Source organism: Aeromonas sp. SG16 (genome assembly GCF_024436135.1).
Taxonomy (GTDB): domain Bacteria; phylum Pseudomonadota; class Gammaproteobacteria; order Enterobacterales; family Aeromonadaceae; genus Aeromonas; species Aeromonas jandaei.
Genome location: NZ_JANFNW010000004.1, coordinates 76,776 through 100,034, shown reverse-complemented (window position 1 = coordinate 100,034; position 23,259 = coordinate 76,776). Strand labels below are relative to the sequence as shown.

General features: G+C 60.3%; 29 protein-coding genes. 19 read left to right on the top strand and 10 right to left on the bottom strand.

Annotated elements, in window-relative coordinates; genetic code table 11:
- Positions 1-2: 2 nt before the first annotated feature.
- Positions 3-932 (bottom strand): zinc ABC transporter substrate-binding protein ZnuA, encoded by a 930-nt coding sequence (gene znuA / locus NOM67_RS12235; RefSeq protein WP_255937426.1) that lies wholly within the window; start codon positions 930-932, stop codon positions 3-5.
- A gap of 96 nt (positions 933-1,028) precedes the next feature.
- Between znuA and znuC the strand changes: the two genes are divergently transcribed.
- On the top strand, positions 1,029-1,805 hold the full coding sequence (gene znuC, locus NOM67_RS12230; protein ID WP_156853623.1) for a zinc ABC transporter ATP-binding protein ZnuC: 777 nt from the start codon (positions 1,029-1,031) through the stop codon (positions 1,803-1,805).
- Positions 1,806-1,826: 21 nt separating this feature from the next.
- A complete protein-coding gene (gene znuB / locus NOM67_RS12225) occupies positions 1,827-2,606 on the top strand; it encodes a zinc ABC transporter permease subunit ZnuB (protein ID WP_033115078.1) in 780 nt (259 codons plus the stop codon).
- 7 nt (positions 2,607-2,613) lie between these two features.
- Here znuB and NOM67_RS12220 read toward each other — a convergent pair whose 3' ends face one another.
- Positions 2,614-3,504 carry a LysR substrate-binding domain-containing protein gene (locus NOM67_RS12220; RefSeq protein ID WP_255937411.1) on the bottom strand — a complete coding sequence of 297 codons (891 nt, stop codon included), beginning with the start codon at positions 3,502-3,504 and terminating at the stop codon, positions 2,614-2,616.
- Positions 3,505-3,595: 91 nt separating this feature from the next.
- Here NOM67_RS12220 and NOM67_RS12215 point away from each other — a divergent pair, with 91 nt between their 5' ends.
- Positions 3,596-4,453, top strand: a complete 858-nt coding sequence (locus NOM67_RS12215) for a DMT family transporter (RefSeq protein WP_255937408.1) — start codon at positions 3,596-3,598, stop codon at positions 4,451-4,453.
- A 3-nt stretch (positions 4,454-4,456) separates the two neighbouring features.
- Here NOM67_RS12215 and NOM67_RS12210 read toward each other — a convergent pair whose 3' ends face one another.
- A complete protein-coding gene (locus tag NOM67_RS12210; protein WP_255937722.1) occupies positions 4,457-5,044 on the bottom strand; it encodes a uracil-DNA glycosylase family protein in 588 nt (195 codons plus the stop codon).
- 102 nt (positions 5,045-5,146) lie between these two features.
- Between NOM67_RS12210 and rarD the strand changes: the two genes are divergently transcribed.
- Positions 5,147-6,037 (top strand): EamA family transporter RarD, encoded by an 891-nt coding sequence (gene rarD / locus NOM67_RS12205; protein ID WP_255937405.1) that lies wholly within the window; start codon positions 5,147-5,149, stop codon positions 6,035-6,037.
- On the opposite strand, the gene NOM67_RS12200 is transcribed toward rarD, so the two are convergent.
- Complete coding sequence (locus NOM67_RS12200) at positions 6,019-6,753, bottom strand: ABC transporter substrate-binding protein (RefSeq protein ID WP_201967782.1); 735 nt, start codon at positions 6,751-6,753, stop codon at positions 6,019-6,021. The two genes, rarD and NOM67_RS12200, sit on opposite strands and share 19 nt — an antisense overlap.
- 44 nt (positions 6,754-6,797) lie before the next feature.
- On the opposite strand from NOM67_RS12200, the gene NOM67_RS12195 reads away from it, so the two are divergent.
- Complete coding sequence (locus NOM67_RS12195; RefSeq protein WP_255937400.1) at positions 6,798-7,145, top strand: GIY-YIG nuclease family protein; 348 nt, start codon at positions 6,798-6,800, stop codon at positions 7,143-7,145.
- Positions 7,146-7,229: 84 nt separating this feature from the next.
- On the opposite strand, the gene pspG is transcribed toward NOM67_RS12195, so the two are convergent.
- From pspG to pspA, 3 genes are read right to left on the bottom strand one after another with little or no spacing between them, the layout of a single operon-like run.
- Positions 7,230-7,448 carry an envelope stress response protein PspG gene (gene pspG / locus NOM67_RS12190; RefSeq protein ID WP_041209239.1) on the bottom strand — a complete coding sequence of 73 codons (219 nt, stop codon included), beginning with the start codon at positions 7,446-7,448 and terminating at the stop codon, positions 7,230-7,232.
- Positions 7,449-7,493: 45 nt separating this feature from the next.
- The gene (locus NOM67_RS12185; protein WP_124241612.1) at positions 7,494-7,700 is read right to left on the bottom strand and encodes a PspC domain-containing protein; all 207 of its coding nucleotides are present in this window, start codon (positions 7,698-7,700) and stop codon (positions 7,494-7,496) included.
- A gap of 2 nt (positions 7,701-7,702) precedes the next feature.
- Positions 7,703-8,365: a phage shock protein PspA gene (gene pspA, locus NOM67_RS12180; protein WP_139394224.1), complete on the bottom strand. Its 663-nt coding sequence runs from the start codon at positions 8,363-8,365 to the stop codon at positions 7,703-7,705.
- 22 nt (positions 8,366-8,387) lie between these two features.
- Between pspA and NOM67_RS12175 the strand changes: the two genes are divergently transcribed.
- Entirely contained in the window at positions 8,388-8,588 is a 201-nt protein-coding gene (locus NOM67_RS12175; protein WP_255937397.1) for a hypothetical protein, read from the top strand.
- Here the strand turns inward: NOM67_RS12175 and NOM67_RS12170 are convergent.
- The gene (locus NOM67_RS12170) at positions 8,576-9,304 is read right to left on the bottom strand and encodes a 1-acylglycerol-3-phosphate O-acyltransferase (RefSeq protein ID WP_255937396.1); all 729 of its coding nucleotides are present in this window, start codon (positions 9,302-9,304) and stop codon (positions 8,576-8,578) included. The two genes, NOM67_RS12175 and NOM67_RS12170, sit on opposite strands and share 13 nt — an antisense overlap.
- A gap of 175 nt (positions 9,305-9,479) precedes the next feature.
- Here NOM67_RS12170 and NOM67_RS12165 point away from each other — a divergent pair, with 175 nt between their 5' ends.
- From NOM67_RS12165 to NOM67_RS12150, 4 genes are read left to right on the top strand one after another with little or no spacing between them, the layout of a single operon-like run.
- Complete coding sequence (locus NOM67_RS12165; RefSeq protein ID WP_255937395.1) at positions 9,480-9,857, top strand: hypothetical protein; 378 nt, start codon at positions 9,480-9,482, stop codon at positions 9,855-9,857.
- 50 nt (positions 9,858-9,907) lie between these two features.
- Positions 9,908-11,950 (top strand): protein-disulfide reductase DsbD, encoded by a 2,043-nt coding sequence (locus NOM67_RS12160; protein ID WP_255937393.1) that lies wholly within the window; start codon positions 9,908-9,910, stop codon positions 11,948-11,950.
- 10 nt (positions 11,951-11,960) lie between these two features.
- Positions 11,961-12,701: a DsbA family protein gene (locus NOM67_RS12155; RefSeq protein WP_255937390.1), complete on the top strand. Its 741-nt coding sequence runs from the start codon at positions 11,961-11,963 to the stop codon at positions 12,699-12,701.
- Positions 12,702-12,704: 3 nt separating this feature from the next.
- Complete coding sequence (locus tag NOM67_RS12150) at positions 12,705-13,220, top strand: protein disulfide oxidoreductase (protein WP_255937387.1); 516 nt, start codon at positions 12,705-12,707, stop codon at positions 13,218-13,220.
- A gap of 76 nt (positions 13,221-13,296) precedes the next feature.
- Here NOM67_RS12150 and NOM67_RS12145 read toward each other — a convergent pair whose 3' ends face one another.
- The gene (locus NOM67_RS12145) at positions 13,297-14,121 is read right to left on the bottom strand and encodes a LysR family transcriptional regulator (protein WP_255937384.1); all 825 of its coding nucleotides are present in this window, start codon (positions 14,119-14,121) and stop codon (positions 13,297-13,299) included.
- 130 nt (positions 14,122-14,251) lie between these two features.
- Here NOM67_RS12145 and NOM67_RS12140 point away from each other — a divergent pair, with 130 nt between their 5' ends.
- The 8 genes from NOM67_RS12140 (at position 14,252) to NOM67_RS12105 (ending at position 21,426) form a co-directional block, all read left to right on the top strand.
- The gene (locus tag NOM67_RS12140; RefSeq protein WP_255937382.1) at positions 14,252-15,130 is read left to right on the top strand and encodes an NAD(P)-dependent oxidoreductase; all 879 of its coding nucleotides are present in this window, start codon (positions 14,252-14,254) and stop codon (positions 15,128-15,130) included.
- Positions 15,127-15,879, top strand: a complete 753-nt coding sequence (locus tag NOM67_RS12135) for an SDR family NAD(P)-dependent oxidoreductase (protein WP_255937379.1) — start codon at positions 15,127-15,129, stop codon at positions 15,877-15,879. The genes NOM67_RS12140 and NOM67_RS12135 overlap by 4 nt, the downstream gene beginning before the upstream one ends.
- A 280-nt stretch (positions 15,880-16,159) precedes the next feature.
- A complete protein-coding gene (locus tag NOM67_RS12130; protein WP_255937377.1) occupies positions 16,160-16,444 on the top strand; it encodes a DnaJ domain-containing protein in 285 nt (94 codons plus the stop codon).
- A gap of 23 nt (positions 16,445-16,467) precedes the next feature.
- Complete coding sequence (locus NOM67_RS12125; RefSeq protein ID WP_040067053.1) at positions 16,468-17,010, top strand: hypothetical protein; 543 nt, start codon at positions 16,468-16,470, stop codon at positions 17,008-17,010.
- Between the two features lie 12 nt (positions 17,011-17,022).
- Positions 17,023-17,790 (top strand): hypothetical protein, encoded by a 768-nt coding sequence (locus tag NOM67_RS12120; protein ID WP_005335887.1) that lies wholly within the window; start codon positions 17,023-17,025, stop codon positions 17,788-17,790.
- Positions 17,791-17,801: 11 nt separating this feature from the next.
- The gene (locus tag NOM67_RS12115; RefSeq protein WP_255937341.1) at positions 17,802-18,704 is read left to right on the top strand and encodes a hypothetical protein; all 903 of its coding nucleotides are present in this window, start codon (positions 17,802-17,804) and stop codon (positions 18,702-18,704) included.
- Between the two features lie 216 nt (positions 18,705-18,920).
- Positions 18,921-19,304, top strand: a complete 384-nt coding sequence (locus NOM67_RS12110) for a hypothetical protein (RefSeq protein ID WP_255937340.1) — start codon at positions 18,921-18,923, stop codon at positions 19,302-19,304.
- Between the two features lie 634 nt (positions 19,305-19,938).
- Positions 19,939-21,426: an oligopeptide:H+ symporter gene (locus tag NOM67_RS12105; RefSeq protein ID WP_255937339.1), complete on the top strand. Its 1,488-nt coding sequence runs from the start codon at positions 19,939-19,941 to the stop codon at positions 21,424-21,426.
- A 172-nt stretch (positions 21,427-21,598) separates the two neighbouring features.
- Here NOM67_RS12105 and NOM67_RS12100 read toward each other — a convergent pair whose 3' ends face one another.
- Positions 21,599-22,021 (bottom strand): ester cyclase, encoded by a 423-nt coding sequence (locus NOM67_RS12100; protein WP_198505729.1) that lies wholly within the window; start codon positions 22,019-22,021, stop codon positions 21,599-21,601.
- A 154-nt stretch (positions 22,022-22,175) separates the two neighbouring features.
- Between NOM67_RS12100 and NOM67_RS12095 the strand changes: the two genes are divergently transcribed.
- Positions 22,176-23,099 carry a LysR family transcriptional regulator gene (locus NOM67_RS12095; protein ID WP_255937337.1) on the top strand — a complete coding sequence of 308 codons (924 nt, stop codon included), beginning with the start codon at positions 22,176-22,178 and terminating at the stop codon, positions 23,097-23,099.
- The last annotated feature ends 160 nt before the right edge of the window (positions 23,100-23,259 follow it).

Below are 23,259 nucleotides of genomic sequence, written 5' to 3'. Positions count from 1 at the left end.
TGTCAGCGACACTGGGCAAAAGCGTTGGCCAACTGCTCCATGAACCGGGGATAACCATCCGGACCGAGCGGAACCTGCTCACCCACCTCATCCAGCAGCAGCACTCTGGCGCCGGTATTGCGGGCAACCGACTCGATCACCGCTGGCGAGAATTGCGGCTCGGCATAGATGCAGCTTGCCTGCTTCTCCTCCAGCGCCTTGCGGATCTCGACCAGTGTTTTTGCTCCCGGACGACGCTCCGGACTGACGGTAAAGTGGCCCTTGGAACTCATGCCGTAGTGGCGCTCCCAGTAGCCATACGCTTCGTGGAATACGAAGTACCCCTTCTGGTTCACCGCTTTCATCTGCCCGGCAATCACCTTATCTCTGGCATCGACCTTGGCGGTAAACGCGGCCAGATTGGCCTCGTAGCGCGCCCTGTTGGCCGGATCCTGCTTGCCCAGCTCGCTGGCGATAGCGCCGGCAATCACCTTGGCCTGCATCGGGCCGAGCCAGATATGGGGATCGATCCCTTCATGATGATGACCTTCATGCCCTTCATCGTCGTGGTCATGAGCTGCATGGTCATCGTGCTGATGGTGCTGATGGCCATCATGGCTATCCTTGGTCGCGTAGTTGAACAGCGGCATGCCCGGCACTTGGGTCAGGGTCAAGACATGGGGGTGATTGGCCAGAGGTTTGCTCATGAAGCCCTCCAGCTCGGGGCCGACCCAGACCACCAAGTCCGCCTCCCCGATCTTGCGTACATCGGAGGGACGCAGAGAGAAGTCGTGGGGAGAAGCGCCGGTTGGCAGCAGGACTTCCGGCTCGCTCACACCTTCCGTGATCGCCGCCGCAATAAAGCCGAGGGGCTTGATGGTGGTCAGCACCTCCACGGCACGAACAGGCAAACTCACCGCCAGCAGGGCAGTGAAAAAAGCAATAATTCTCATTGGTGAATCTCGTCAGCGGATGATTGTGTGATAATATAACAGCTTCTGTTTTTTGTTATATTATAACTCTCACTGGCTGTAAACCCCGGAGCTGTCATGACCCAACTGGTAGAGCTGAAAGAGGTCTGTCTTTCGTTCGATGGACGCTCAGTGCTCGACAAGGTCTCCTTTACCCTCAATAAAGGCAAAATCACAACCCTGGTCGGCCCCAACGGGGCGGGCAAGAGCACCCTGAGCAAACTGGTATTGGGTCTGCTCACCCCGGATTCCGGCCAGATCATCCGCACCCGCGATCTGAGAGTCGGCTATGTACCCCAGCGCCTCTATCTGGATCCCACCCTGCCGCTGACAGTGCGCCGCTTTCTGCAACTGGGCAAGAAGGGGCGGATCTCCATCGAAGAGGCGCTGACCAGAGTCGGTGCCGAAGGGCTACTGGACAACCGGATGCAGAAGCTCTCCGGTGGCGAGATGCAGCGGGTACTGCTGGCCCGCGCTCTGCTGGTCAAACCCGAACTGCTGGTGCTGGATGAACCGGTGCAGGGGGTTGATATCAACGGCCAGATCGAGCTCTACGCCCTCATCGGCAAGCTTGCCGCCGAATTCAATTGCGCCGTGCTGATGGTCTCCCACGACCTGCATCTGGTGATGGCCAGCACCCACGAGGTGATCTGCCTCAATCGCCATGTCTGCTGCCATGGCGAACCGGAGAGCGTGGCCCGCCATCCTGAATTTGCCCGCCTGTTCGGGCGACCGGAGCAGGAGGTGCTGGCGGTCTATACCCATCATCACCACTGCGACGGCGAACACCATCATCATGAACCGCAGGCTCCCGTCATCCGCCTGCCCTCTCGCAACAACGCTCACAGCAAATAGCGCAAGCAACAGGACATTCAAGTGGACAGCTTTCTGTTATACGCCCTCGCGGCCGGCCTCGGCATCGCCCTGCTGGCCGGCCCCCTCGGCAGCTTCGTGGTATGGCGCAAGATGGCCTATTTTGGCGATACCCTCTCCCATGCCTGCTTGTTCGGCATCGCGCTGGGCATCCTGCTGCAAGTCGATCTCACCCTGGCGGTAGTGGTCTGCTGCCTCGCCATGGCGATGCTATTGGTGATCATGAGTCGCAACCAGCAGGTGGCGACCGATACCCTGCTCGGCATTCTGGCCCACAGCGCCCTGTCGCTCGGTCTGGTTACCTTGAGTTTTATGGATAACGTGCGGGTGGATCTGATGGCCTACCTGTTTGGCGACCTGCTCTCGGTACAACCGATGGATCTGCTCTGGATCTACGGCGGTGGCGCGTTGGTGCTGCTCACCCTATGGCGACTGTGGGATCCCCTGCTCTCCATGACCATCTCGGAAGAGCTGGCACGGGTAGAAGGGATCCGGGTCGATGTGCTGCGCTGCGTGCTGATGCTGCTGATCGGGCTGGTGATCGCCGTAGCGATGAAGTTTGTCGGGGCGCTGATCATCACCTCCCTGCTGATCATCCCCGCCGCTACCGCCCGCCGTTTCAGTCAGACGCCGGAGCAGATGGCCGGCTTTGCCGCACTGATTGGCTGTCTCGCCGTACTCGGCGGGCTGACCCTCTCTTGGTATCAGGACACCCCAGCTGGGCCTTCAGTCGTCGTCTGCGCCACCAGCCTGTTTGTCCTAAGCCAGTTCAAGAAGGCTTGATACCACGCTAGAGAGGCATGCTCTGGCGTGTCTCCATCATCAGCCACTGGCGTAACCGGTTGATGGCGGGCTCATGGGCCCGCGAGCGCTTGCAGGTAAAGTAGAAGGCATCCCCCGTCTCCAGCTGGTGTACCGGCAAGGCCACCAGCTGGGGATCATCGGGCCGCAGCATGTAGTCATTCACGAACGCCACCCCCTGATCCCAGGCCGCCGCCTCCATCGCCAGCAACACATGGCTGAAGTGGTGCATCCGCGCCTCGTCCGGAATCACAAGCCCACCCACCTTGGCCCAGCGCTGCCAATCCTCCCCCCGCGCCTTGTAGATGGACTGTACCGACAGCAGCGGCAGTTGCCAGATGGCATCTGGCCACTCCCCCTCCACCTGCTGCAACAAACGGCGGCTGCAGACCGGAAAGAGTCGCTCCTGATAGATAAGGTCGTGGCAGTAGCCCCGCCCGTGGGGTGAGACTGTGATAAAACAGTCGGCCACCCGATCGGAGAGCTCGGGATCCTCCGCTACCATCTCCAGACTCAGATCCAGCTCGGGATAGAGCTGGCGCAGTCCGGCCAACCGCGGGATCAGCCACTTCACCGCAAACGAGCTGTAGACCGCGAGGCGCAACCGCATCTCGCCGCCCCCGCGCAGCTGCTCGCTGCTCTGGGCAATCTGGCCGAGCCCGGCAGCAATCCCCTCGAAATAGCTCTCGCCCTGCGTCGTCAGCGAGAGCAACCGTCCCTGACGCAGCAGCAAGCGCTCACCCAGAAAATCCTCCAGCAGACGGATCTGGTGGCTGACCGCACTCTGGCTGACGTTTAGTTCCAGAGCGGCGCGGGAGAAGCTGAGCAGCCGGGCCACCACCTCGAAATATTGCACCGCACGCAGGGGAGGAAGCTTCATTATCTAAATATCTCATGAGTGGTCATTTTTTATCATTTTACTGGATATCAACCGGCACGCTACCCTCCGCCCATCTGAAGTGGGAGGTGGTATGAATGCAGTAGGGATCGGCATCCTTTATCTGGTGCTGGGCAATATGGTGGCGGTTTTTTCCGATGCGCTGGTCAAGGTGCTGGAGCCGGATCAGCCCATCTTCCAGTTTGTCTTTTTCCGCCAGGTTTCTGCAGCCCTCCTGCTGATGCCCTGGCTGCTTTGGTCATGGCGCCGCAACCCGCCGGTGGCCATCAAGTGGCACCTGCTGCGGGCCCATATCTGGGCGGTCGGTGTCTGCCTGATGGTGGTCGCCCTCACCCGCTTGCCGCTCGCCACTGCCAACGCCCTCTTCTATGCCGCGCCCCTGATGATGGTGCCGCTGGCAGTGTGGATGGCAGGAGAGGCGATCTCGCGCCAGAAGGTGCTGACCGCAGTCATCGGGTTTATCGGGGTACTGATCGTGCTGCGCCCGACCGAAGTGAACTGGGCCGCACTGGCGGCGCTCGGGGTAGCGCTGTCGATGGCGCTCAACAATCTGCTGATCAAGCGGATCCCGCTCAAGCAGCCCATCGCCCAGACCCTGTTTTTCACCAACGTGCTGAGCATGCCCTTCATTCTCGCGCTGGCCTGGTGGGAAGGGGGCGACTGGCAGTGGCAGATGTGGTGGCCCGCCTTCGGCTCCTCGGCGCTGATCATGGTCTATGCGGGATTATGCGTGGTGGCCTATCGCAAGGCGGAAGCGAGCAAGATCGCCTCGGCGGAATATACCGGCCTACTGATGGCCGTCGCCATCGGGGTATGGCTGTTTGACGAGCAGCCGGGTCTGCCGCTGCTGCTGGGCTGTATCTGCATCGTCCTGCCACTTATCGCCATGGCGCGCAGCAAGTCAAAGCCGCTGGCCGAGCCAGCGGTCTAATACTCAGGGTCGTTTCAGCAAAGGGGCGACCCTTTGCTGCAGATGAGGGATGACCTCCTGCTCGAACCAGGGATTCTTTTTGAGCCAGAGGGTGTTGCGCGGTGAAGGGTGCGGCAGCGGCAACCAGCCGGGGCCATAGTCGGCCCAGCTGCGCACCGTCTCGGTCAGCGATCCCCTGGCCGCCTTGCCCAGATAGCGATGCTGGGCATATTGACCGATTAGCAGGGTCAACTCGATATTGGGCAGCAGCATCAACACCTTATCATGCCAAGTGGGCGCACACTCGGGTCTGGGTGGCAGGTCGCCCGACTTGCCCTTGCCGGGATAACAGAGCCCCATCGGCATAATCGCAATGCGTGATTCGTCGTAGAAGGTGGGTTTATCGACCCCGAGCCAGTGGCGCAAGCGATCGCCAGAGAGGTCATCCCACGGGATACCGCTGGCATGCACGCGAGTACCGGGCGCCTGACCGATGATCAGCAGGCGGGCACTCTCGGCCCCACGGATCACCGGCCGCGGCCCGAGCGGCAGATGCGCCTCGCACAGACGGCAGGCACGGATCTCTTCAAACAGGCTATCCAGTCGACTCATGAGCGCGATAGTAACAGAGTTTTCCACCAGATCTCGCTTGTGAAAGGGGTGGCCTCTATTTATTATTCACCGATAGATGTTTAATTTAATAAACAGGTAGAGATGAAAAACTGGCTAGGCACGGGCACGGCGACCCTCTCCTTCATCCTCTGGGGGATGCTGCCGCTCTATTATCAATTCATGCCCGAGGTCAACATGTGGGAGCTCATCTCCCACCGCGTGCTCTGGTCGGTTGTCCTGCTTGGAGGCCTGTTTCTGCTGCTTGGCCACAAGGTGCCCTGGGCACGGCTGCGCAACGAACCGCGCCAGCTCGGCCTCATCCTGCTGGCTGGCCCGGTCATGTCGATCAGCTGGTGCATGTTCACCTGGTGCCTCACCACAGGGCAGGTACTGACCACCAGCCTCGCCTTCTTCATGACGCCGCTGTTCAATATCGTATTCGCCGTCATCTTCCTGAAAGAGCGGCTCACCCCGCAAAAACATCTGGCTGTCGCCCTGGCACTGGCGGGTCTCGCTTACATGCTCTTCTGCTACGGCCAGCTCCCCTGGTTCTCCCTCATCATGGGGGCCAACTTCGCCTGCTACGGCCTTATCAAGAAGAAGATCCACTACGACACCGGCACCAGCCTCTATCTGGAAGCCATAGTGCAACTGCCCGTCGCGCTGATCATCATCGGCACGCTGGCGTGGCACGGGGAAGGGGCATTCGTGAACGGGGATCTGGCCGACAAACTGCTGCTGATGGGCAGTGCGCCCGCCACCCTGCTGCCGGTGGGGCTCTTCTGCTACGCGGTGGCGAGAACCCGGATGAGCACGGTGGGACTGTTGCAATATATCGAGCCCAGCCTCGCCTTCCTGCTCGCCATCTACTGGTTTGGTGAAACGCCGGATCCCATCAAGACGGTCGGCTTCGCCTTCGTCTGGGCGGGCTTGCTGGTAAGTCTGGTGCCGCTGCACCGCCTCAAGCGTCAGCCTCAGGGGGCGCCGCGGTAGGACTCCAGGATCTTGTGCCAGGCGGGATCCCGATCCATCTGCTCGGCAATGTCGTTGAGCCGGGCATGAAGTTCGGGACGGGACTTGGGCACCAGAATGTGGCGGGTATAGCTGGACTGGGCAAAGGGCGAGACGAACAGCTTGCCCTCATAGTCCGGGACGTGGGTGAAAAATGCGAGGGCCGAACCGGGCACCAGGGTGACATCGATTCGGCCGCGCACCAGCAGATCGAGATTGGTCTTCACCTTCTTGGCATCGTGGCGCTCCAATTCGCCCCGGGCCGCAGCATCATCGATCCCCAGATAGCGATACCCATCGACACCGCCAAATACCATCCCCTTGAGGGAGTCAGGGCCACGATAGGTAACCGGATGCTGGCGACTTGAAATGAGCTCGTTGGTGTCGCGCATGATGGGGAAAGTCCAGAGGTATAGCTCGCGCTGGGGATCCCCGACCCAGGCCGGGTTGACCCAGGCGACCAGACCGTTGAAGGCAGGATCCGACATCTCCAGCGCCAGTCTGGCGCGATTGACCAGCCAGAGCTCGATCCTGGGTTCACCTCCCAGCCTTTCATTGAGATACTTCACCAGTTCGCTGCTCAAGCCGGCATTCACCCCGGTATTGAAAGGGGGATGCTGGTGGTAATCATAGAGACGGATCGTCTCCCCCAGAGCCGGAACCGACAACAGCAACCACAACCAGAACCAGACTCTCATCGCACCTCCTTGAGCTGCTTTTGAGTTTGGCACAGAGAGCATGAATGAGAAAACCCCCGACCGGGGCTCCGGCATCGCCATCCACCCCGCCCTCCTGCTGGTCAATCTATATGGTGCGCACCGCTGCTGGCCTGCTCTATACCGGGATCAGCACGGCGCCGGAGCGCCGCCTGCGCCAGCATCAGAGCGGCAAGGGCTCCCGCGCCCTGCGTGGCAAGGGGCCGCTGGCACTGGTGTGGCAGCAGGAGGTAGGCGACAAAGGTGCGGCCCTGCGCCTCGAATATCGCCTCAAGCAGCAGCCCAAGGCGTTCAAGGAGCAGCTCGTCACCCGCCCCGATCTCTGGCTGCCGTGGAGCCTGCGCTGGCTCAATCCCGGCAACGCAGAACCATAAAAGGCAAAGCCGGGCCATAAAAAAGGCCACCTCACGGGTGGCCGGCAAAAGGGAGTTCAGGGATAACGACACGACTTGCAGTGATTACAGATAGGTATTGGACCGCCTGCTGCGATGGCTGATAAGCCAGCAGACCACCAGCACCAGCAGCAACCAGGGGGCCAGCTTGATGATCAGGGCAAGCATGCCGCTCAACAGCCCCAGCAGCACAAACACGCCGCTCACCAGCAGCATGGCCACCAGGGTAAAACCGGTCAGCGCCATCACCAGCAACACTCCCAGCAATATGAAAAATTCCAGCATAACTTGCTCCTTACAGGCACTCTGTGCCGCCGGGCTGCCTTGCGGTCAATCCAGCCAGCGTTTCAATTCATAACGGGGCGGCATCACCAGCACCGCCAGCAGATAGGCAGCCAGCGCCAGCGGCGGCACCAGGATCAGGGCAAGCAGGGCCACCACTCGCACCGTCACTCTGGAGATCCCCAGCCGTTGGGCAATGCCGGCGCAGACGCCGGTCAGCTTGCGATGGACAAGATCCTTGGGCCAGGGAGTCATGGTTATGCCTCCACCTTCTGACCCTTGAGACGGGCCAGCTCGCGCTCTATCTCGTCATTGAGTTCCAGCTCGCGGAACTGCGCCTCCAGCGAGGGATTCTGCCCCAGAGTGGCTGCCTCCAGCTGGGCTTCCAGCTGATCGACCCGCCCCTGAAAGCCTTCGAAGCGGGCCATCAGCTCATGCATACGCTGGTTGTCCACCTGAGCGCGGGCACGAATGCGGCTATGGGCGGTCTGCTCGCGCAGGGTCAGCAGTTTCTGCTTCTCCCGCGCCTCGGTCAGCTTGGCGGCCAACCGTTCGCTGTCGGCGGTAAGCTGGGCCAGCACTTCGGCGACCCGGGCCTTGTCCTGCTCCAGCTGTTCACATTTTTTGACCTCCGCCAGCTTCTCGGTGAGGGCGGCGCGGGCCAGATCCTCACGTCCCTTCTGGATGGCTAACTCGGCCTTGGCCGACCACTCCTGGATCTGCACCTGCAACGCCTGCTGATGGCGCTCCAGCTGTTTTTGCTCGGCGATGACGCGAGCGGCCTGGGTGCGCATATCGACCTGCACCTGCTCCATCTCCTCGATCATCAGGCGCAGCATCTTCTCGGGCTCTTCACTCTTGTCGAGCAGGCTGTGCAGGTTGGCATTGATTACGTCGGTCAGGCGGCTGAACACGCTCATGGTCTGGCTCCTTGTGGATGGGATGGCTATCTCTTCCCATTGCATTACAAGAGCCGTGCCAAGAAAAATTATTGTTGTTTTACAAATAGATGGGAATTTAGCGAGGGAATCCAATAACGGTTTGTTGGTGAAAAAAACCAATGGCGTGGTGATTTTTACCAACAAAAAAGGGAGCCCGTGGCTCCCCTTTCAATACGATTACGCTGGCGTTCAGGCGGCGTGATGGCGACCCAGCTTGCCATCCAGCTCGGCCAGTTTGGCCTCCATCCGGGCGCGGCACACCTCGGAGAGCTCGCGAATGCCGGCGGCACCGTGCTCTTTGCTGCAAACCGGGGCCATCACCTCCAGCAGCACCTCGCCGTTATCCCAGCGGTTGAGGTTGATCTGGCCGAAGTAACTGGAGCAGACGATGGGCACAACCGGCACTTCAGCCTGCACGGCGGTATGGAAAGCGCCCGCCTTGAATGGCAGCAGACCACGCCCCTGCGAGCGAGTCCCTTCCGGGAACATCCAGATGGAGGTGCCGCGCGCCTTGATGCGCTCCACCACCTGACCAATGGTGCCGATGGCGCGAGAGCGGTTGGAGCGGTCGATCAACACGTTGCCGGAGAGCCAGAAGATAAGGCCGAACAGCGGCAACCAGAGCAGGCTCTTCTTGCCCACCGCGACCACGCCGGGCTGCACCGCACCGGTCACGGTGAAGATGTCGTAGTTGCTCTGGTGGTTGCAGACATAGACCGCAGGCCCGACCGATTTCACCTCGTCGGCTACCGTCACCTTGACCCGGACCCCGATCAGCGGGCAGACCGCGTGATACATGCGGGCAAAGACATAGACGTTGTTGGGGTGGCGCGGACGAACCAGACAGAGCAGCAGGCCGAACAGGAACCAGAAGATGAGCAGCAGACCAAGCAGCAGCACACGGGCAATTTTGAGCATCGAACACCTCGAATTTTAACTCGGCGCAGTATACTGATCCCCCTTTTAGCGAACAAGCGTTCGCCAAACAGAACCGACCACACGGCGCCAGCCTCAGCGCTCATAAAACGGCCGGCAACTTGCCCCACCCGCCATTGGCCGTTAGGATGTGGCCATCTTGATGAACGGGGCGAGCATGATTCACCAACAACGCGTGGCGAAACGACTCCTGCTGCTGGTCTGCCTGCTGGTGCTCAATTGTGCGGCCCAGCCGCTGGCCAGGCTGGCACTGCTCGATCATGCCCTCACCTGTCAGGCCCTGCCCGTTCAGAGCATCGATGATGAGCAGAACGACGGCAAACCGGTCAGCCCGCAGCCCACCAGCTGCCAGCTCAATGGCAAATGGTTGAGCGCCGCCACCCTGCTCTGCATCGAACAACTCTTCTTTGCCGTCGCCCTGCTAATTGCCCTGCTGGCACCACTCTGGCGCTATACCCCTCCCTTACCACCGCCAAGGGTTATCTCACCACCCGAGCGGCGACTTCACCTCACGCTCTGCGTCTGGCGGGAATGATTCCGGCCTTTTTCCATTCGCCGTTACTCATTTTTTGCGAGACCAGACAGATGACAAACTTTTTCAAGGCAGCCCTGCTTATGGCCTGCCTGCTGTGGCAATCCACGGGATTGGCCAGCGACACGGGCTGGCTCACCAGCCCACAGAATGATCACGCCCGGGTACGGCTGCAAGCCGACCGCAGCGCCCCTGACCACACCCGCATCCTGCTCGACGTAGCCCTCGAGTCCGGCTGGAAGACCTACTGGCACAGCCCGGGCGAAGGGGGAATTGCGCCCCAGATCCTGTGGGATGAGCCGGTCGGCGACTTCCAGTGGCGCTGGCCCGCTCCGCGCCACTTCGAGGTGGCCGGACTCAGTACCCAGGGTTATCAGGGGGAGGTACGCTTCCCTCTGAGCCTTAACTACCCCGCCGACCAATCGCTCAAGGGAACTCTGCGCCTCTCGACCTGCAGCAACGTCTGCATCCTGACCGACTTCCCCTTTACCCTCGCGGTAGATGGGCAGGCGCCAGCCGGTTTCGACTTCGGCTGGGCCAAGGCCATCAGCAATTTGCCCCAACCGCTGCCCGCCGACACCCGGGTCGAGCTCGGTTATCAGCACAACCAGCTGCAACTGCGCGCCGAGCAGGCAGAGGGCTGGCAATCACCGGCCCTCTTTATCGACGCTCTGGAAGGGGCCGAGTTTGGCAAGCCGGTGCTCGAGGTCGAGGGCAACACCCTGATCGCCCGGGTACCGGTGAGCGATGGCTGGCAGGGAGATGCGCCGGATCTGCGTGGCCAATCCCTCGGCCTGCTGCTTACCAGTGGCGAACAGGCGTGGCAGACCAAAGGCTCGATTGGCGAAGCGCTCGTATTGCCAGCGCCGAGCCAGCCCCTCTTCTGGTTGTTGGGGGCGGCGCTGCTCGGCGGCCTCATCCTCAATCTGATGCCCTGCGTGCTGCCGGTGCTGGCGCTCAAGTTGGGGTCTGTGCTGCAACTTCAGCAGCGTGAACAGGGAACCGTGCGTAAACAGTTTCTCGCTGCCAGCGCCGGGATCATCGCCTCCTTCTGGGTGCTGGCAGCCATGAGCAGTCTGCTGCGCGCCACGCAAGGGGCCGTCGGCTGGGGCATCCAGTTCCAGAGCGCCGGTTTTATCGGCTTTATGGTGCTGGTCACCCTGCTGTTTTGCGCCAACCTGCTGGGGCTGTTCGAAATCCGTCTGCCGAGCAACCTCAACACCCGCCTCGCCACCAGCGGCGGCAATGGCCTCGGCGGTCACTTTCTGCAGGGAAGTTTCGCCACCCTGCTGGCGACTCCCTGCTCGGCCCCTTTCCTCGGCACCGCGGTGGCCTTTGCGCTGGCAGCGCCCCTTGGCCAGCTCTGGCTTATCTTCACAGCTTTGGGGATTGGTATGAGCCTGCCCTGGCTGCTGGTGGCGGCCCTGCCGCGGATCGCCCTCTGGCTGCCCAAGCCGGGGCGCTGGATGGGGCGCCTGCGCATCCTGCTCGGCCTGATGATGCTGGGCTCCAGCCTCTGGCTCACCAGCCTGCTCGACAATCATCTCGGCAGCTATGCCACCGGCTGGCTGATAGTTGCCATGCTGCTGGTGCTGCTGAGTGGCATCATCTGGCGTTACGGCATGCGCGGCTTCACGCTGGCTCTCTCCCTCTCGGCGCTTGTCGGCGCAGCCCTGCTGCTGGGGGGCGCCTTCACCGCGCAGGGGGCAGGCAGCATAGACCGGGTGGTCTGGCAGCCCCTCTCTGAACGCGCCATCACCGATGCCCTCGCCCAGAACAAGCGGGTCTTCGTCGACGTCACCGCCGACTGGTGCGTCACCTGCAAGGCAAACAAATACAACGTGTTGCTGCGTGATGAGGTGCAAACAGCCCTCTCGGCCCCCGATGTGGTGGCCCTGCGCGGCGACTGGAGCAAACCGGACGACACCATCGCCGCCTTCCTGCGCCAGCGCGGGGCGGCAGCCGTCCCCTTCAACCAGATCTACGGCCCCGGCCTGCCACAGGGAGAGATCCTCTCCCCCCTGCTGGACAAGGCCGATCTGCTTACCCTCTTGAATCAGGCCGGTCTGATCCAGACCAACGCCACCCATTTTTAAGGAGAACTCCATGAACCTGCGCTCCATCGCCCTGTTCACCGCCCTGTTTGCGGGCTCGCTGACTGCTCCGGCCCTGCACGCCGCCCCCTTCACCCCGGAGCAGGAGGCCCGCATCAAGGAGCTGATCCGCGAGACCCTGATCGCCAACCCCAAGATCCTCGACGAAGCGGCCGAATCCTGGGAGAAACAGAACGCGGCAGCCCAACAGGCGCAACTTGGCAACTTCATCAAGGGCAACAAGGATGTGCTGTTCAACAGCCCAACCAGCCCGCGCCTCGGCGCCAAGAACCCCAAGCTGACGCTGGTGCTGTTCACCGACTACAACTGCGCCTACTGCAAGCAGTTCGATCCCCGGCTGACCAAGCTGCTCAAGGCCTATCCGGACGATCTGGGGCTGGTGATCAAGCTGCTGCCGTTCAAGGGACAGAGTTCTGCCAAGGCGGCCCAGTACAGTCTGACCCTGTGGCAGCAGGATCCGGCCCGCTTCCTCGCCCTGCATGACAAGCTGATGAGCAAGCAGGGGATGCTGACCGAGGCGGATATCAACAAGGCGCTGGCCGCCACCGGCAACGTGGCGCTCAAGCCCGTGCCGAAGGCAACCGAAGAGCTGCGCAACAGCCTGCGTATCGGCACCATTCTGGGGGTGCAGGGCACACCGGCAACCCTGATCGGCAACCAGCTGGTGCCGGGCGCAGTTCCCTATGAGGAGCTGGAGCAGCTGGTGAAGACCGAACTGGCCAAGCTGGGGTAAGGGATGACCACCAACCCTCAACCCCGCTGGCGACGCTGGGGCAAGGAGGCACTCTGGCTGCTGTTGCTGGCGCTGGTCATCTCGACCCTGCTCGATCTGTGGCGCAGCCCGACCCTGCCGGAGGGGGCGATGAGCGCCCCCGTCACCCTGCAGGATGGCACCAGTACGGATCTCGCCATCCTGAGCCGCGGCAAGCCGCTGCTGGTTTACTACTGGGCCAGCTGGTGCGGGGTGTGCCGTTTCACCACCCCGGCCGTGCAGCAGCTCTGGCAGGAGGGGGAAAACGTGCTGACGGTGGCGCTGCGCTCCGGCAATGCAGAGCAGCTTGGCAAGGGGATGAGCAAGAAGGGGCTCACCTTCCCGACCCACAACGACGAGTCGGGAGCGTTGGCTGCCCAGTGGCAGGTGGGTGTCACCCCGACGTTCCTCGTCATCAAGGATGGGACGCTTGTGAGCAGCACCACCGGCTGGAGCTCGAAGTGGGGCTTGCAGCTGCGGCTCTGGTGGGCGTCGCTCTAGCCACGCGGCATCGTTGCCTGCAACAGGGCCATCCCACCGGATGGCCCTTTTTTATGACGACCTTTTTATCCCGACATCAGGTGGGGAGCTGCATCCCGCGTACCTGCTCCAGCAGGGCGGTGACCGCTATCGAGCGCAACGCATCGGGGGCGTAGCAGAGCCCCACCCGCCGCTTGAAGGAAGAGGCCGCCAGCTCGGCGACCGCACAACCGGGCGGACAAAGCGAACGGGGCAACCAAGCGATCCCCGCCCCGGCGGCCACCATGGTAGCCGCCAGTCGCAGCGACCCTGCCCGCCGTGGGTAGAGGGGCGCCTGATTGCCGAGGATGGCGATCAGCCGCAGGTGGGAGTCGTGGCGCGGACAGGTGACCCAGGGCTCGTCCGCCAACGCTGCCGGGGTGAGCGCCCCCTTGCCTGCCAGCGGGTGATCCGGTGGCAGCACCAGCACGAACTCCTCCTCCAGCAGGGGGATAAAGAGCTCGTCGCCACAACGCAGGGATTCGCACCCCAGCCGTACATCGCCACAGCAGCCCTCCTCCAGGGTCAGCAGGATCTCCTCGTGGGCGAGCGCCCCTTGCACCAGCGCCCCCACCACGCCATCACCCAGATCCGCCTCAATCCCCACCGTCACCTCCAGACAGGGGGAGGTTTCACGAAACTCGCGGGCGAGGGAGTCGGTATCGGCGATCAGCCGCTTGGCGCGGGGATAGAGCCGGTGCGCCGCTTCGGTCCCCTCCACCCCGCGCGCCTGCCGCACAAACAGGGTCACCCCCAGCTCATCCTCCAGCGTCTTGATGGTGGTGGAGAGGGTGGGTTGGGTAATGAAGAGGCGGGTGGCCGCCGCCGTGATGTTGCGATCCTCGAAGACAGCCACAAACGCACGTAGGGTTCGCACATCCATAGAATTCACCTATACCAGACAGTCATAAAAGCCATTTTTCACGGCAACACGGGGCAAATATAGTGGCTTACCTGCCACAAGGCATCCCAATTTTCTATATCAGCGTCTATCAACACCGTCAGGAGCCATCATGCGCCATCTCTCTGTCATCGGCCTCGGGGCCATGGGCTCCGCCCTCGCCACCACCTTGCTCAAGGCGGGCCATCCGGTCACCGTCTGGAATCGCAGCGCCGCCAAGGCGGCCCCGCTGCAAGCGCTGGGTGCGACACTCGCCCCCTCGGTTGGCGCGGCCATCGCCGCAAGCGATATCACCCTTGTTTGCGTCGATAACTACGCTGTCAGCCAGCAGTTGCTGGATGAGGCGAGCGATGCGGTGGCGGGCAAGCTGCTGGTGCAGCTCTCCACCGGCAGCCCGCAGGGGGCCAGAGCGCTGGAGAGCTGGAGCCACGCCCGCGGCGCCCGTTATCTCGATGGCGCCATTCTCTGCTTCCCGGGTCAGATCGGCACCACTGACGCCAGCATCATCTGCTCGGGGGCCAGCACCGCCTTTAGCGACGCCGAGCCGGTGCTGCGCCTGCTCGCCCCTACCCTCGACCATGTGGCCGAGGCGGTGGGCGCCGCCGCGGCGCAAGATTGTGCCGTCGCCGCCTACTTTGCCGGTGGTCTGCTCGGAGCCCTGCACGGCGCGCTGATCTGCGAGGCGGAAGGGCTACCGGTGGCCAAGGTGTGCGCCCAGTTCAGCGAGCTCTCCCCCATTCTCGGTGGCGATGTGGCCCACCTTGGCAAGACGCTGGCGAGCGGCGATTTCGATCACCCCTACGCCAGCCTGAAAACCTGGAGCGCCGCCATCAGCCGCCTCGCCGGTCATGCCACCGATGCCGGGATCGACAGCCGCTTCCCGCGCTTTGCCGCCGATCTGTTTGAGGAAGGGGTGGCGCAAGGGTTTGGTCAGCAGGAGGTGTCGGCCCTCATCAAGGTGCTGCGGGCACGCAATGGAGCGGCACAATGAACGAGCTGACCAACCAACCCCAAATTGCGCTGGTCACCGGCGCCGCTGGCGGGATTGGCCGCCAGCTCTGCATCGGGCTGGCCGAGGCGGGTTATCGGGTGATCGCCACCGATCTGGCCCCTCACGCTTTCGACCATCCCGAAATCCACTTTCATCCGCTCGATCTGCGGGACGAGCAGGCTATCACGCGTCTCTTTGCCGAGGTGCGCGCGCAGCACGGCGGCATCCATCTGCTGATCAACAACGGCGCCATCAGCAAGTTCCACACCCGCTTCGAGGAGCTGAGCGCAGCCCAGTTCGATCAGGTGATGACGGTCAATGTGCGCGGCGCCATGCTCTGCGCCCGCGCCTTTGTGCAGGCCAACCGCGGGTTGCCCTATGGCCGCATCATCAATATCGCCTCCACCCGCTGGCAGCAGAACGAACCGGGTTGGGATGCCTACGGCACCTCCAAGGGGGCGCTGGTCGCTCTCACCCAGTCCCTCGCCAACTCGCTGGCCGACTACCCCGTCACGGTCAATGCCATCAGTCCGGGCTGGATCCAGGCGGAGGATTACCACACCCTGACCGAGGCGGATCACCGCCAGCACCCGAGCGGCCGGGTCGGGCGCCCCGACGACATCACCCGCGCCTGCCTCTTTCTGGCCGATCCCCGCAACGACTTTATCAACGGCGCCAATCTGGTGGTCGATGGCGGGATGAGCAAGAAGATGATCTACCACACCTCCGCCTCCTTCTGGGAGGAGTAACCCCTGCGGTGGCAGTCTTACCCCGGCCTGCCGCCCGCCCCTTTCCTGCCCGTTTTTTCATCGCTTTTGCCCCGCCGCCCTTGCACTGGCCAGACCGACTGGCAACAATAGGCACTCAACTGACCCCTCTTCATTTCGCCCGTTAATTGATCGCCCAACTCATCGCGTTGGCGGGCTGTTTCCGTTAAAATAACGGGTTTTTGCCGTGCCTGGTTTGCCAATCCCCACCATCAGGCACTCGCAGCGTGAATCCTATGATGCCAGTGATGCAGGATCTGCCATGAACAACTACTTTCGGGTGCTGGGCGTCAAGTCCAACGCCAGCGAAAACGACATCAAGAAAGCCTATCGTCGGCTGTCGAACCAGTACCACCCCGACAAGCTGCACGGGGCCAGTGAAGAAGAGAAAGAGCAGGCAGCCATCAAGCTGCACCAGGTAAAGCAGGCTTATGAAGTGCTGTCCGATCCGAAGCAGCGGGCCGCCTTTATCAAGGATTTCAACAACGTCATCGTGACCGACCCCGCCTCCGCCATGCGGGAGATGTGGGATCAGTTCTACCCCTGAAACAGCAGGCAGAAAGAGCAACTATGCAAAAGAGATGGGACCAGGCGCGGCTCAAGTCGCTGCAAAGCGATGCCAGCGAAAACATCGAATCCTACCGGGATCAGGACGACCCCAAGGGGCTGGAACAGTTCACCGACCAGATGAAGAGCCTGCTGCTGGCCGATATGAGCATGCTGGAGTTTATGCCCGAGTATCTGCCGCTGGCTCTCTATGGCCGGGTGCAGTTCCCGGCCAAGGCCAAGTCGCAGTGGAACAAGTGGCTCACCAGCGGCGAGCAGCCGAGCTGGGACGAGTTCAAGGTGAGCGTCGGCTTCAACAACGCCGCCCTGCCGCTGGTCAAGGCGGTGCGGGCCCAGAGCGAAGATCAGCTGATGGAAGCCTGCGCCGTGCTGTTCCTGCTCGATAACCCGCTGCCGCGCGGCAGCCACCGCGGCGATGACGACTATGAGCTGCGCGACGAAGAAGATGAAGACGGGGAAGATGCCGACGCCGACTACCATGGCGGCAGTGACCGCTATGGTGATGACGACGGCGATCAGGATATGTACGACGAAGTCCGTTTCTAATTGGGGCAAGGCATGAGCAACAGTCTGATAGAAATTACCGCCATCGAGATCAAAGAGCTGGCCGTTATCGAGCCGAAGCAGGCCAGCGAGAAGTTCGAGCTGATCGCCAAGACCATGTCTGACGACCAGCTGGCAGAAGTGATTGAAAACATTGATATCGTTACCCTGACCCAGATTAACGGCCAGCACGATATCTCCTTCCCCTCCATCATCTCCGAGCTGATGACCCCGGAGCGGATCCGCGACATCGTCTGCCAGCAGCCGCTCTATTGGGAAGAGGCGATCAAGAACAACGCCGACGAGCTGCAACAGCACACCTTCGACTTCCTCAACTACCTGATCCGCACCCAGGATAGCGAAGCCAAGCAGCGCGAGATCCTCGAGTGCGTGGCCGAAGATCCGGCCGGTCTCTTCTACCTCGCCATCCCCTTTATCGAGTTCTATCGCGGCGATCGCTATGAAGAGGACGAAGGCTATCGCGACGTGCTGCACGCCGAAGAGGAAGATCTCGAAGAGTCCCTGCGCTACAGCGAGCGCCAGCAGAGCGAGGATGTCCACGACTACGCGCTGGATGACCCGCGCAGCCTCTTGATGCTCATTCGCGAGCTGGCCCCCGAGGTGGAGAAAGCCATCAAGGCGCTGCTGCGCAACGAGCACTCCACCTGGGATGGCATCATCAACAAGTTTGCCGCCGAGCTGGTGATGCAGGCCAAAGAGAAGAACAAGGTCGAGGAAGACGAGTACGGCGACGTCGATGACATGTTCAGCTTTCTGGATTAAGGAGCCCATTCATGCAGTTAGTCATTCGCGATGCCAACCAGGGCCCCTTTCTGACCCAGGTGCTGCGCTTTGGCCGCGACAATGAACGTTTGACCGAGCAACAGCTCGCCGCCATCAAGGGCAAGGCGGTGCTGATGAGCCTCAAATTCGCCGACAAGTACTACAACAAGTACAAGATGCACCTGCTGGAGCAGGCGGCCCACGACGTCATCGGCGTGGTGAGCCTCGGCCTGCAGGAGCTCTCGGCGCGGGATCCGGCCAAGGCGCTGGTGCTGCTGCAGGCGCCGGAAGGTCCCATCAAGCCGTTCCAGAAGGGCTGGTCGATGCTCATTACCGTCAGCCCCAAGCAGGCTGGCAACAGCCTCTACGGTGACGTGGATGCGCGCCTCTTGGACAAGATCTCGAGCCCGCCCGATGTGGAGGAGTGGCAAGGGTGGCAGGAGTACGAGAAGGCGCTGACCGAGCACAACAAGAGCCGCCTGATGGAGCTCATCGACCAGCACTTCTTCGCCTGTGAGAGCGACCACCCCACCATGGAGGACAAGCTGGCCGAAGCGCTGCTCTACCGCATCCTCTGCGGCAAGGGCAGTGGCGCCGCCCCGCTCAAGGTGAAGCAGGATCTCAAGCGCAAACTGGCGCGGGAGATTGAGCTCGACGAGGGCTGGTATGACACCGACTACCTCGCCGCCCAGCTCGCCCTGATGCTGAGCGCGCTGCCCGCCGACATGGCCGCCGCCCTGCGCCAGGAGCTGAGCCCGGGCTTTGTGCCCAACCTGCTCCACACCCTCGGCTTTGTGCGCCAGTACCAGCTGCTGCAAAAAGAGAATGCCTCGCCGGAGAAGCTCGACAACATCGAGATGCGCGCCGGTCTCAAGCACCCGCTGCTCGGCTGGCCGCTCTACCACAACTTCTAGAGCGCGCTTCGCCGCCTCTTTTGTTGCCCCCCATGTGGGATGACCCAACGCCCGGCCCGCCGGGCGTTGTTCTATCTACGTCATCAGCCCCCCACGATTGACGTAACAAATCGGGATGCAACCAGTTCAGATGGCTTCATTCAAACCTTGTTCGCAGCTATACTGCGCCCCTGATTCAGGGCTGAATAAACCGGTCGTAATACAGGTCAGATTTTTATGCTGCTGCCACTTTTAATACTTATCAGCGCCAATACTCCGCTACTGTCAGATACCCGCCTTTATCGAGAAGTCGCCAATAATTGTAAAAATGTAGATTTGGAAAATTGGCAACATCCGACCAGAAAGGTATTACTGGAACGAGGCGTTATATTAAAAAAAGTCGAGTTATGTAACGATGGTAAATATCCAATCTATCATGTTCGACTCCCGTATGACCCGGCTGGGCAGACTCAAGATTATTTCAACCCACTCTATGTGGCCATGTACGGAGCCAACGGAAAATGGCCATATGCCATGGTCGATGAGGAAGGGACTATTGTCTATATGACCTATCGGAAAGGTTCTATTATCACACCGGACTACGAGCTGTTCTCACCATAATCAGATTTCATCTCTGATGAAAATACTCAAAGAGAGCAAATAAAATATATTTTCATAAAGGGCAGCATCACGATTCACAGCCCCAAAACTCTCTGATTGATATATTATCAGGCTATCTTAAGTCACCTATCTGCCGAAACTAATCTGTACCACGTTATTACAACAAGAATATATATTAGCCCCTGCGATGAAACGCTCAAAAATTCCCCATATCATCAGGTTCTGATCAAGCCCTCATTTTCAATATTTATTCACTCAAAGGGTGAAACTGAATAAATAAGCTGCCACTCAACATGCTGGCGGCAATGGCGAAAGAGCAGCCAAAAGCGGGATGGCGATCTCACTATCAAATCAGCTCAGGCCAAAATAGGCTCCATTCAACCCCGCTCACTCTGATACCTACCCAGCCAGCGCCAGCTTTTCAGCAGCCAAAACCGCATAAAAAACCGGAATAGATCAATAAAAGACAATTAATCTCGCCAGATTAAATTTAAGGTATGGCAATTTGATCGAGCTGGCCGCTAAATGACAGACCGGCCTTCAGACCAGCATGGAAGCGCATAAGGCTAGCCGGCAGCAGACCGGTACGCTCTCAGGACGAGTTATGACTTTCTTCTCTCACAGGAGACAGACCGTGAGCGCTTCGAATCAACACCCCACCATTCCCCCCGGCTCCGGGGCGCTGTTCTTTATCCAGACCTTCTCGACCCTGGGGTTTGCCGTGCTCTACTCCACGCTGGTGCTCTACGCCACCAAGCGGCTCGGCTTCAGTGAATCCCAGGCCAACGCCATGATGGGGGTCTTCGGGGCCTTCAACTATGGCCTGCACCTGTTTGGCGGTTATCTCGGCGGGCGCTACCTCAGTAACCGCAACCTGTTCGTGATGGGGATGGTGCTGCAGGTGATCGGCTGCTACTTCATCGCCGAGATGGGGATCACCGGCCTCTACTGGGGGCTCGCCATGTTCCTCACCGGCAGCGGCCTCAACGTCACCTGCCTCAACATGATGCTGACCCAGCGCTTTGCCCCAGATGATCACCGCCGCGAGAGCGCCTTCCTGTGGAACTACGCCGGGATGAATCTGGGCTTCTTTATCGGCTTCACGGTGGCGGGCTACTTCCAGCTCACCGAGGATTACCGCACCCTGTTCCTGTTTGCGACGCTGGGCAACATCATCGCCATCATCGCCACCTTCGCCTGCTGGCCCATTCTGGCGGATATCAGCACCCCGCTGCGTCATGTCAAAGGGAGCGGTTTCTACCGCCGCATGCTGGCGGGGATCGCCATTCTGGCCATGCTGGTGCCGGCGCTGCGTCTGCTGCTGACCCACGCCAGCTTCAGCGGCAGCTTCGTGCTGATCCTGGGTGCCGTGGTGCTGGTGCTGCTCTGTGTGATGACCGCCCGCCACCCGGACGCCGCCGAGCGCAGCCGCATGGTGGCCTACCTGATCCTCGCCCTTGGATCCCTCATCTTCTGGTCGCTCTACCAGCTGGCGCCCATGGGGCTGATGCTCTTCTCCGAGCACAACATCAACCTCAACGTGTTCGGGCTGCGGGTCGCCCCCCAGTGGATCCAGAACATCAACACCCTCGTCATCGTTATCGGTGGCCCGCTGATGGCGCTGCTGTTCAAGCGACTGCGCGAACAGGGCTGGAATATCGACATCCCCTCCCAGTTTGCCGCCTCCCTGTTCTGCATGGGGCTCGGCATGCTGGTGCTGCCGCTCGGCATCCATCTGGCGGGGGCCGACGGGCTGGTCGCCTTCAAGTGGATCGCCATCAGCTATGTGCTGCAGAGTTTTGGCGAGCTGCTTATCTCCCCCATCGGTTACGCCATGATTGGCAAGCTGGCCCCCGCCAGCCTGCAAGGTCTGCTGATGGGCTGCTGGATGATGGTGACCGGCGTTGCCTCCGTGCTGGCGGGCTATGTCTCCAGCGCCATGCCGCAGAATATCGGCAGCTCTCCGGTGGCCACCAACCCGGGCTACAGCTCGGTGTTCAACATGCTGGGCTGGGGCTCGATGGCGGGCGGCTTGGTGTTGCTACTGCTGGTGCCCCACCTGCGCCAGCTGATCGCCTCGAAAATCACCCCGCAACCGGCGGCGACAGCAATCCCCGTCTGATGGGCATGCACCGCCTGCAATAATGGCGGCGTGACCAACAGGCAAGAGCAAGGGCCCCGCAACTCCGGTTGCGGGGCCCTCTTTTACTGACCGTCAGGCAATAGACCGAGCCGTAGCACTGCCTTGGCTTTCCTCTGATAGTTCAGACCTGAAATCAGTAGTCACCCCTGTTTCAGGCGAAGTCAACGATCCCCAGCTGCTTGGCCATGGCCAGCTCGTTGCGCTCGACGATCTCCTCCACCACCTTGCCCTCGGCGTTGAATCTGAAATAGGTCAAGGCACTCCAGGTCACATCCTTGCCGGTGACATCGAATCCTTTCCAGGTATTTGAGCCTTTGGCGACGTGGGTCAATGCAACGAATACCTCGTCTTCCGAGCTCATTATTTTCTGAAAGGAGGTTTCAATAGACTCATAACGGTCGACCACACAGGCTGACAATGACTTTTTAAATTGTTCAAGGGTGGTAATAGGCTCTGCGCAGTCAGGTCTGAATATACAAAGATCTTCCGAGAAATATTCACTCACCCGTTCAACATCCTTGCCATCTACGCAATATTTAAAGTAATTAATGACTGTATCGACGTTATTGCTCACAGGCGACCCCCGTTTTATTAATTGACATCCAATTTAACTAGAAAATATGATGCATGGAATATCTGTTACTGCCAGACGGGGCCATAGTACAAATCCGGCAGGAGATGATAAATGCAATAACAGGAAATCTCTTTTATAAAATCAGGAAGAATCCATGGATAGATGGACTGAATATGAAGTCTTTGTGCAGGTGGTCGAATTGGGGAGCCTCAGCAAGGCCGCAGATGCACTGGGCTTGTCCAACCCTGCAGCCAGCAGGCATCTGGCCGCACTGGAGCAGCGACTCAATGCACGGCTCGTCGAGCGAACGACCCGGCGCCTGTTTGTCACTGAAATCGGTGAGCAGTTTTATGCCCGCTGCAAAACAGCGCTGAATGAGATGCGAGAAGCCATCGATGAAGTCAGTATCAAAACGGGAATGCCAACCGGGGTCTTGAAATTGACGGCTTCGCTGTCACTGATGCTGAATGTCATCTCCCCCTTGATACCGAAATTCATGGCGAAATATCCCGGCATTCAGGTCGAGTTGATTGCCAATAATCGCTATCTGGATATTATCGAAAACAATATTGATATCAGTATTCGCTCAAGAGAGTCTGAGCCGGACTCCAGCCTGATTATTCAACCTCTGGCCACTGCACCGCGTATTCTGGCGGCCTCTCCGGAATATATTGAGCATTATGGCGAACCGGAAACGCCGCACGATCTGAAAAAACACCAACTGTTGCTCTACAGCTATCACAATCCCGGAGAGCTGACCATGATGAAGGGCTCGATAAAATTACGGGTGCCAACCACTCCCACCATTGAGTCCAACGACGCCCAGATCCTGCTCGCCAATGCCAAAAACGGCATGGGGATCCTGGCACAGCCCGTTTATGCCATTTATGACGAATTGCGCAGCCAGCGTCTTAAACCTGTACTCACCGACTGGACACTGCCTGACCTCTCCATCGGCATGGCCTATGCGAACAGAAACTTTATTCCATCCAAGACCAGAGTGTTTATCGAATTTATCAAGGAGGAGTTTCAACAGTTCGATTATGAGCAGCGCTGGCGCCACGTCTGCGCCTGCTGATCGCCTCGAAAATGGCCCCGCAATCATGGATGGCGGGGCCTCTGCTTTTGGCGGCATGGCGGGTTCGTTTCAGGCTGGCGGTGCTACGCCAATGGTTATTTTTGCACCAAAGAAGCCAATCTATTTTTTACTGTCGCACTGATGAAACAATCGCGCAGAT

Excerpts from the sequence above, each read along its gene's own strand:
- znuA (WP_255937426.1), bottom strand. The coding sequence starts at position 932 with ATGAGAATTATTGCTTTTTTCACTGCCCTGCTGGCGGTGAGTTTGCCT.
- znuC (WP_156853623.1), top strand. The coding sequence starts at position 1,029 with ATGACCCAACTGGTAGAGCTGAAAGAGGTCTGTCTTTCGTTCGATGGA.
- NOM67_RS12220 (WP_255937411.1), bottom strand. The coding sequence starts at position 3,504 with ATGAAGCTTCCTCCCCTGCGTGCGGTGCAATATTTCGAGGTGGTGGCC.
- NOM67_RS12215 (WP_255937408.1), top strand. The coding sequence starts at position 3,596 with ATGAATGCAGTAGGGATCGGCATCCTTTATCTGGTGCTGGGCAATATG.
- NOM67_RS12210 (WP_255937722.1), bottom strand. The coding sequence starts at position 5,044 with ATGAGTCGACTGGATAGCCTGTTTGAAGAGATCCGTGCCTGCCGTCTG.
- rarD (WP_255937405.1), top strand. The coding sequence starts at position 5,147 with ATGAAAAACTGGCTAGGCACGGGCACGGCGACCCTCTCCTTCATCCTC.
- NOM67_RS12200 (WP_201967782.1), bottom strand. The coding sequence starts at position 6,753 with ATGAGAGTCTGGTTCTGGTTGTGGTTGCTGTTGTCGGTTCCGGCTCTG.
- NOM67_RS12195 (WP_255937400.1), top strand. The coding sequence starts at position 6,798 with ATGAGAAAACCCCCGACCGGGGCTCCGGCATCGCCATCCACCCCGCCC.
- pspG (WP_041209239.1), bottom strand. The coding sequence starts at position 7,448 with ATGCTGGAATTTTTCATATTGCTGGGAGTGTTGCTGGTGATGGCGCTG.
- NOM67_RS12185 (WP_124241612.1), bottom strand. The coding sequence starts at position 7,700 with ATGACTCCCTGGCCCAAGGATCTTGTCCATCGCAAGCTGACCGGCGTC.
- pspA (WP_139394224.1), bottom strand. The coding sequence starts at position 8,365 with ATGAGCGTGTTCAGCCGCCTGACCGACGTAATCAATGCCAACCTGCAC.
- NOM67_RS12175 (WP_255937397.1), top strand. The coding sequence starts at position 8,388 with ATGGCTATCTCTTCCCATTGCATTACAAGAGCCGTGCCAAGAAAAATT.
- NOM67_RS12170 (WP_255937396.1), bottom strand. The coding sequence starts at position 9,304 with ATGCTCAAAATTGCCCGTGTGCTGCTGCTTGGTCTGCTGCTCATCTTC.
- NOM67_RS12165 (WP_255937395.1), top strand. The coding sequence starts at position 9,480 with ATGATTCACCAACAACGCGTGGCGAAACGACTCCTGCTGCTGGTCTGC.
- NOM67_RS12160 (WP_255937393.1), top strand. The coding sequence starts at position 9,908 with ATGACAAACTTTTTCAAGGCAGCCCTGCTTATGGCCTGCCTGCTGTGG.
- NOM67_RS12155 (WP_255937390.1), top strand. The coding sequence starts at position 11,961 with ATGAACCTGCGCTCCATCGCCCTGTTCACCGCCCTGTTTGCGGGCTCG.
- NOM67_RS12150 (WP_255937387.1), top strand. The coding sequence starts at position 12,705 with ATGACCACCAACCCTCAACCCCGCTGGCGACGCTGGGGCAAGGAGGCA.
- NOM67_RS12145 (WP_255937384.1), bottom strand. The coding sequence starts at position 14,121 with ATGGATGTGCGAACCCTACGTGCGTTTGTGGCTGTCTTCGAGGATCGC.
- NOM67_RS12140 (WP_255937382.1), top strand. The coding sequence starts at position 14,252 with ATGCGCCATCTCTCTGTCATCGGCCTCGGGGCCATGGGCTCCGCCCTC.
- NOM67_RS12135 (WP_255937379.1), top strand. The coding sequence starts at position 15,127 with ATGAACGAGCTGACCAACCAACCCCAAATTGCGCTGGTCACCGGCGCC.
- NOM67_RS12130 (WP_255937377.1), top strand. The coding sequence starts at position 16,160 with ATGAACAACTACTTTCGGGTGCTGGGCGTCAAGTCCAACGCCAGCGAA.
- NOM67_RS12125 (WP_040067053.1), top strand. The coding sequence starts at position 16,468 with ATGCAAAAGAGATGGGACCAGGCGCGGCTCAAGTCGCTGCAAAGCGAT.
- NOM67_RS12120 (WP_005335887.1), top strand. The coding sequence starts at position 17,023 with ATGAGCAACAGTCTGATAGAAATTACCGCCATCGAGATCAAAGAGCTG.
- NOM67_RS12115 (WP_255937341.1), top strand. The coding sequence starts at position 17,802 with ATGCAGTTAGTCATTCGCGATGCCAACCAGGGCCCCTTTCTGACCCAG.
- NOM67_RS12110 (WP_255937340.1), top strand. The coding sequence starts at position 18,921 with ATGCTGCTGCCACTTTTAATACTTATCAGCGCCAATACTCCGCTACTG.
- NOM67_RS12095 (WP_255937337.1), top strand. The coding sequence starts at position 22,176 with ATGGATAGATGGACTGAATATGAAGTCTTTGTGCAGGTGGTCGAATTG.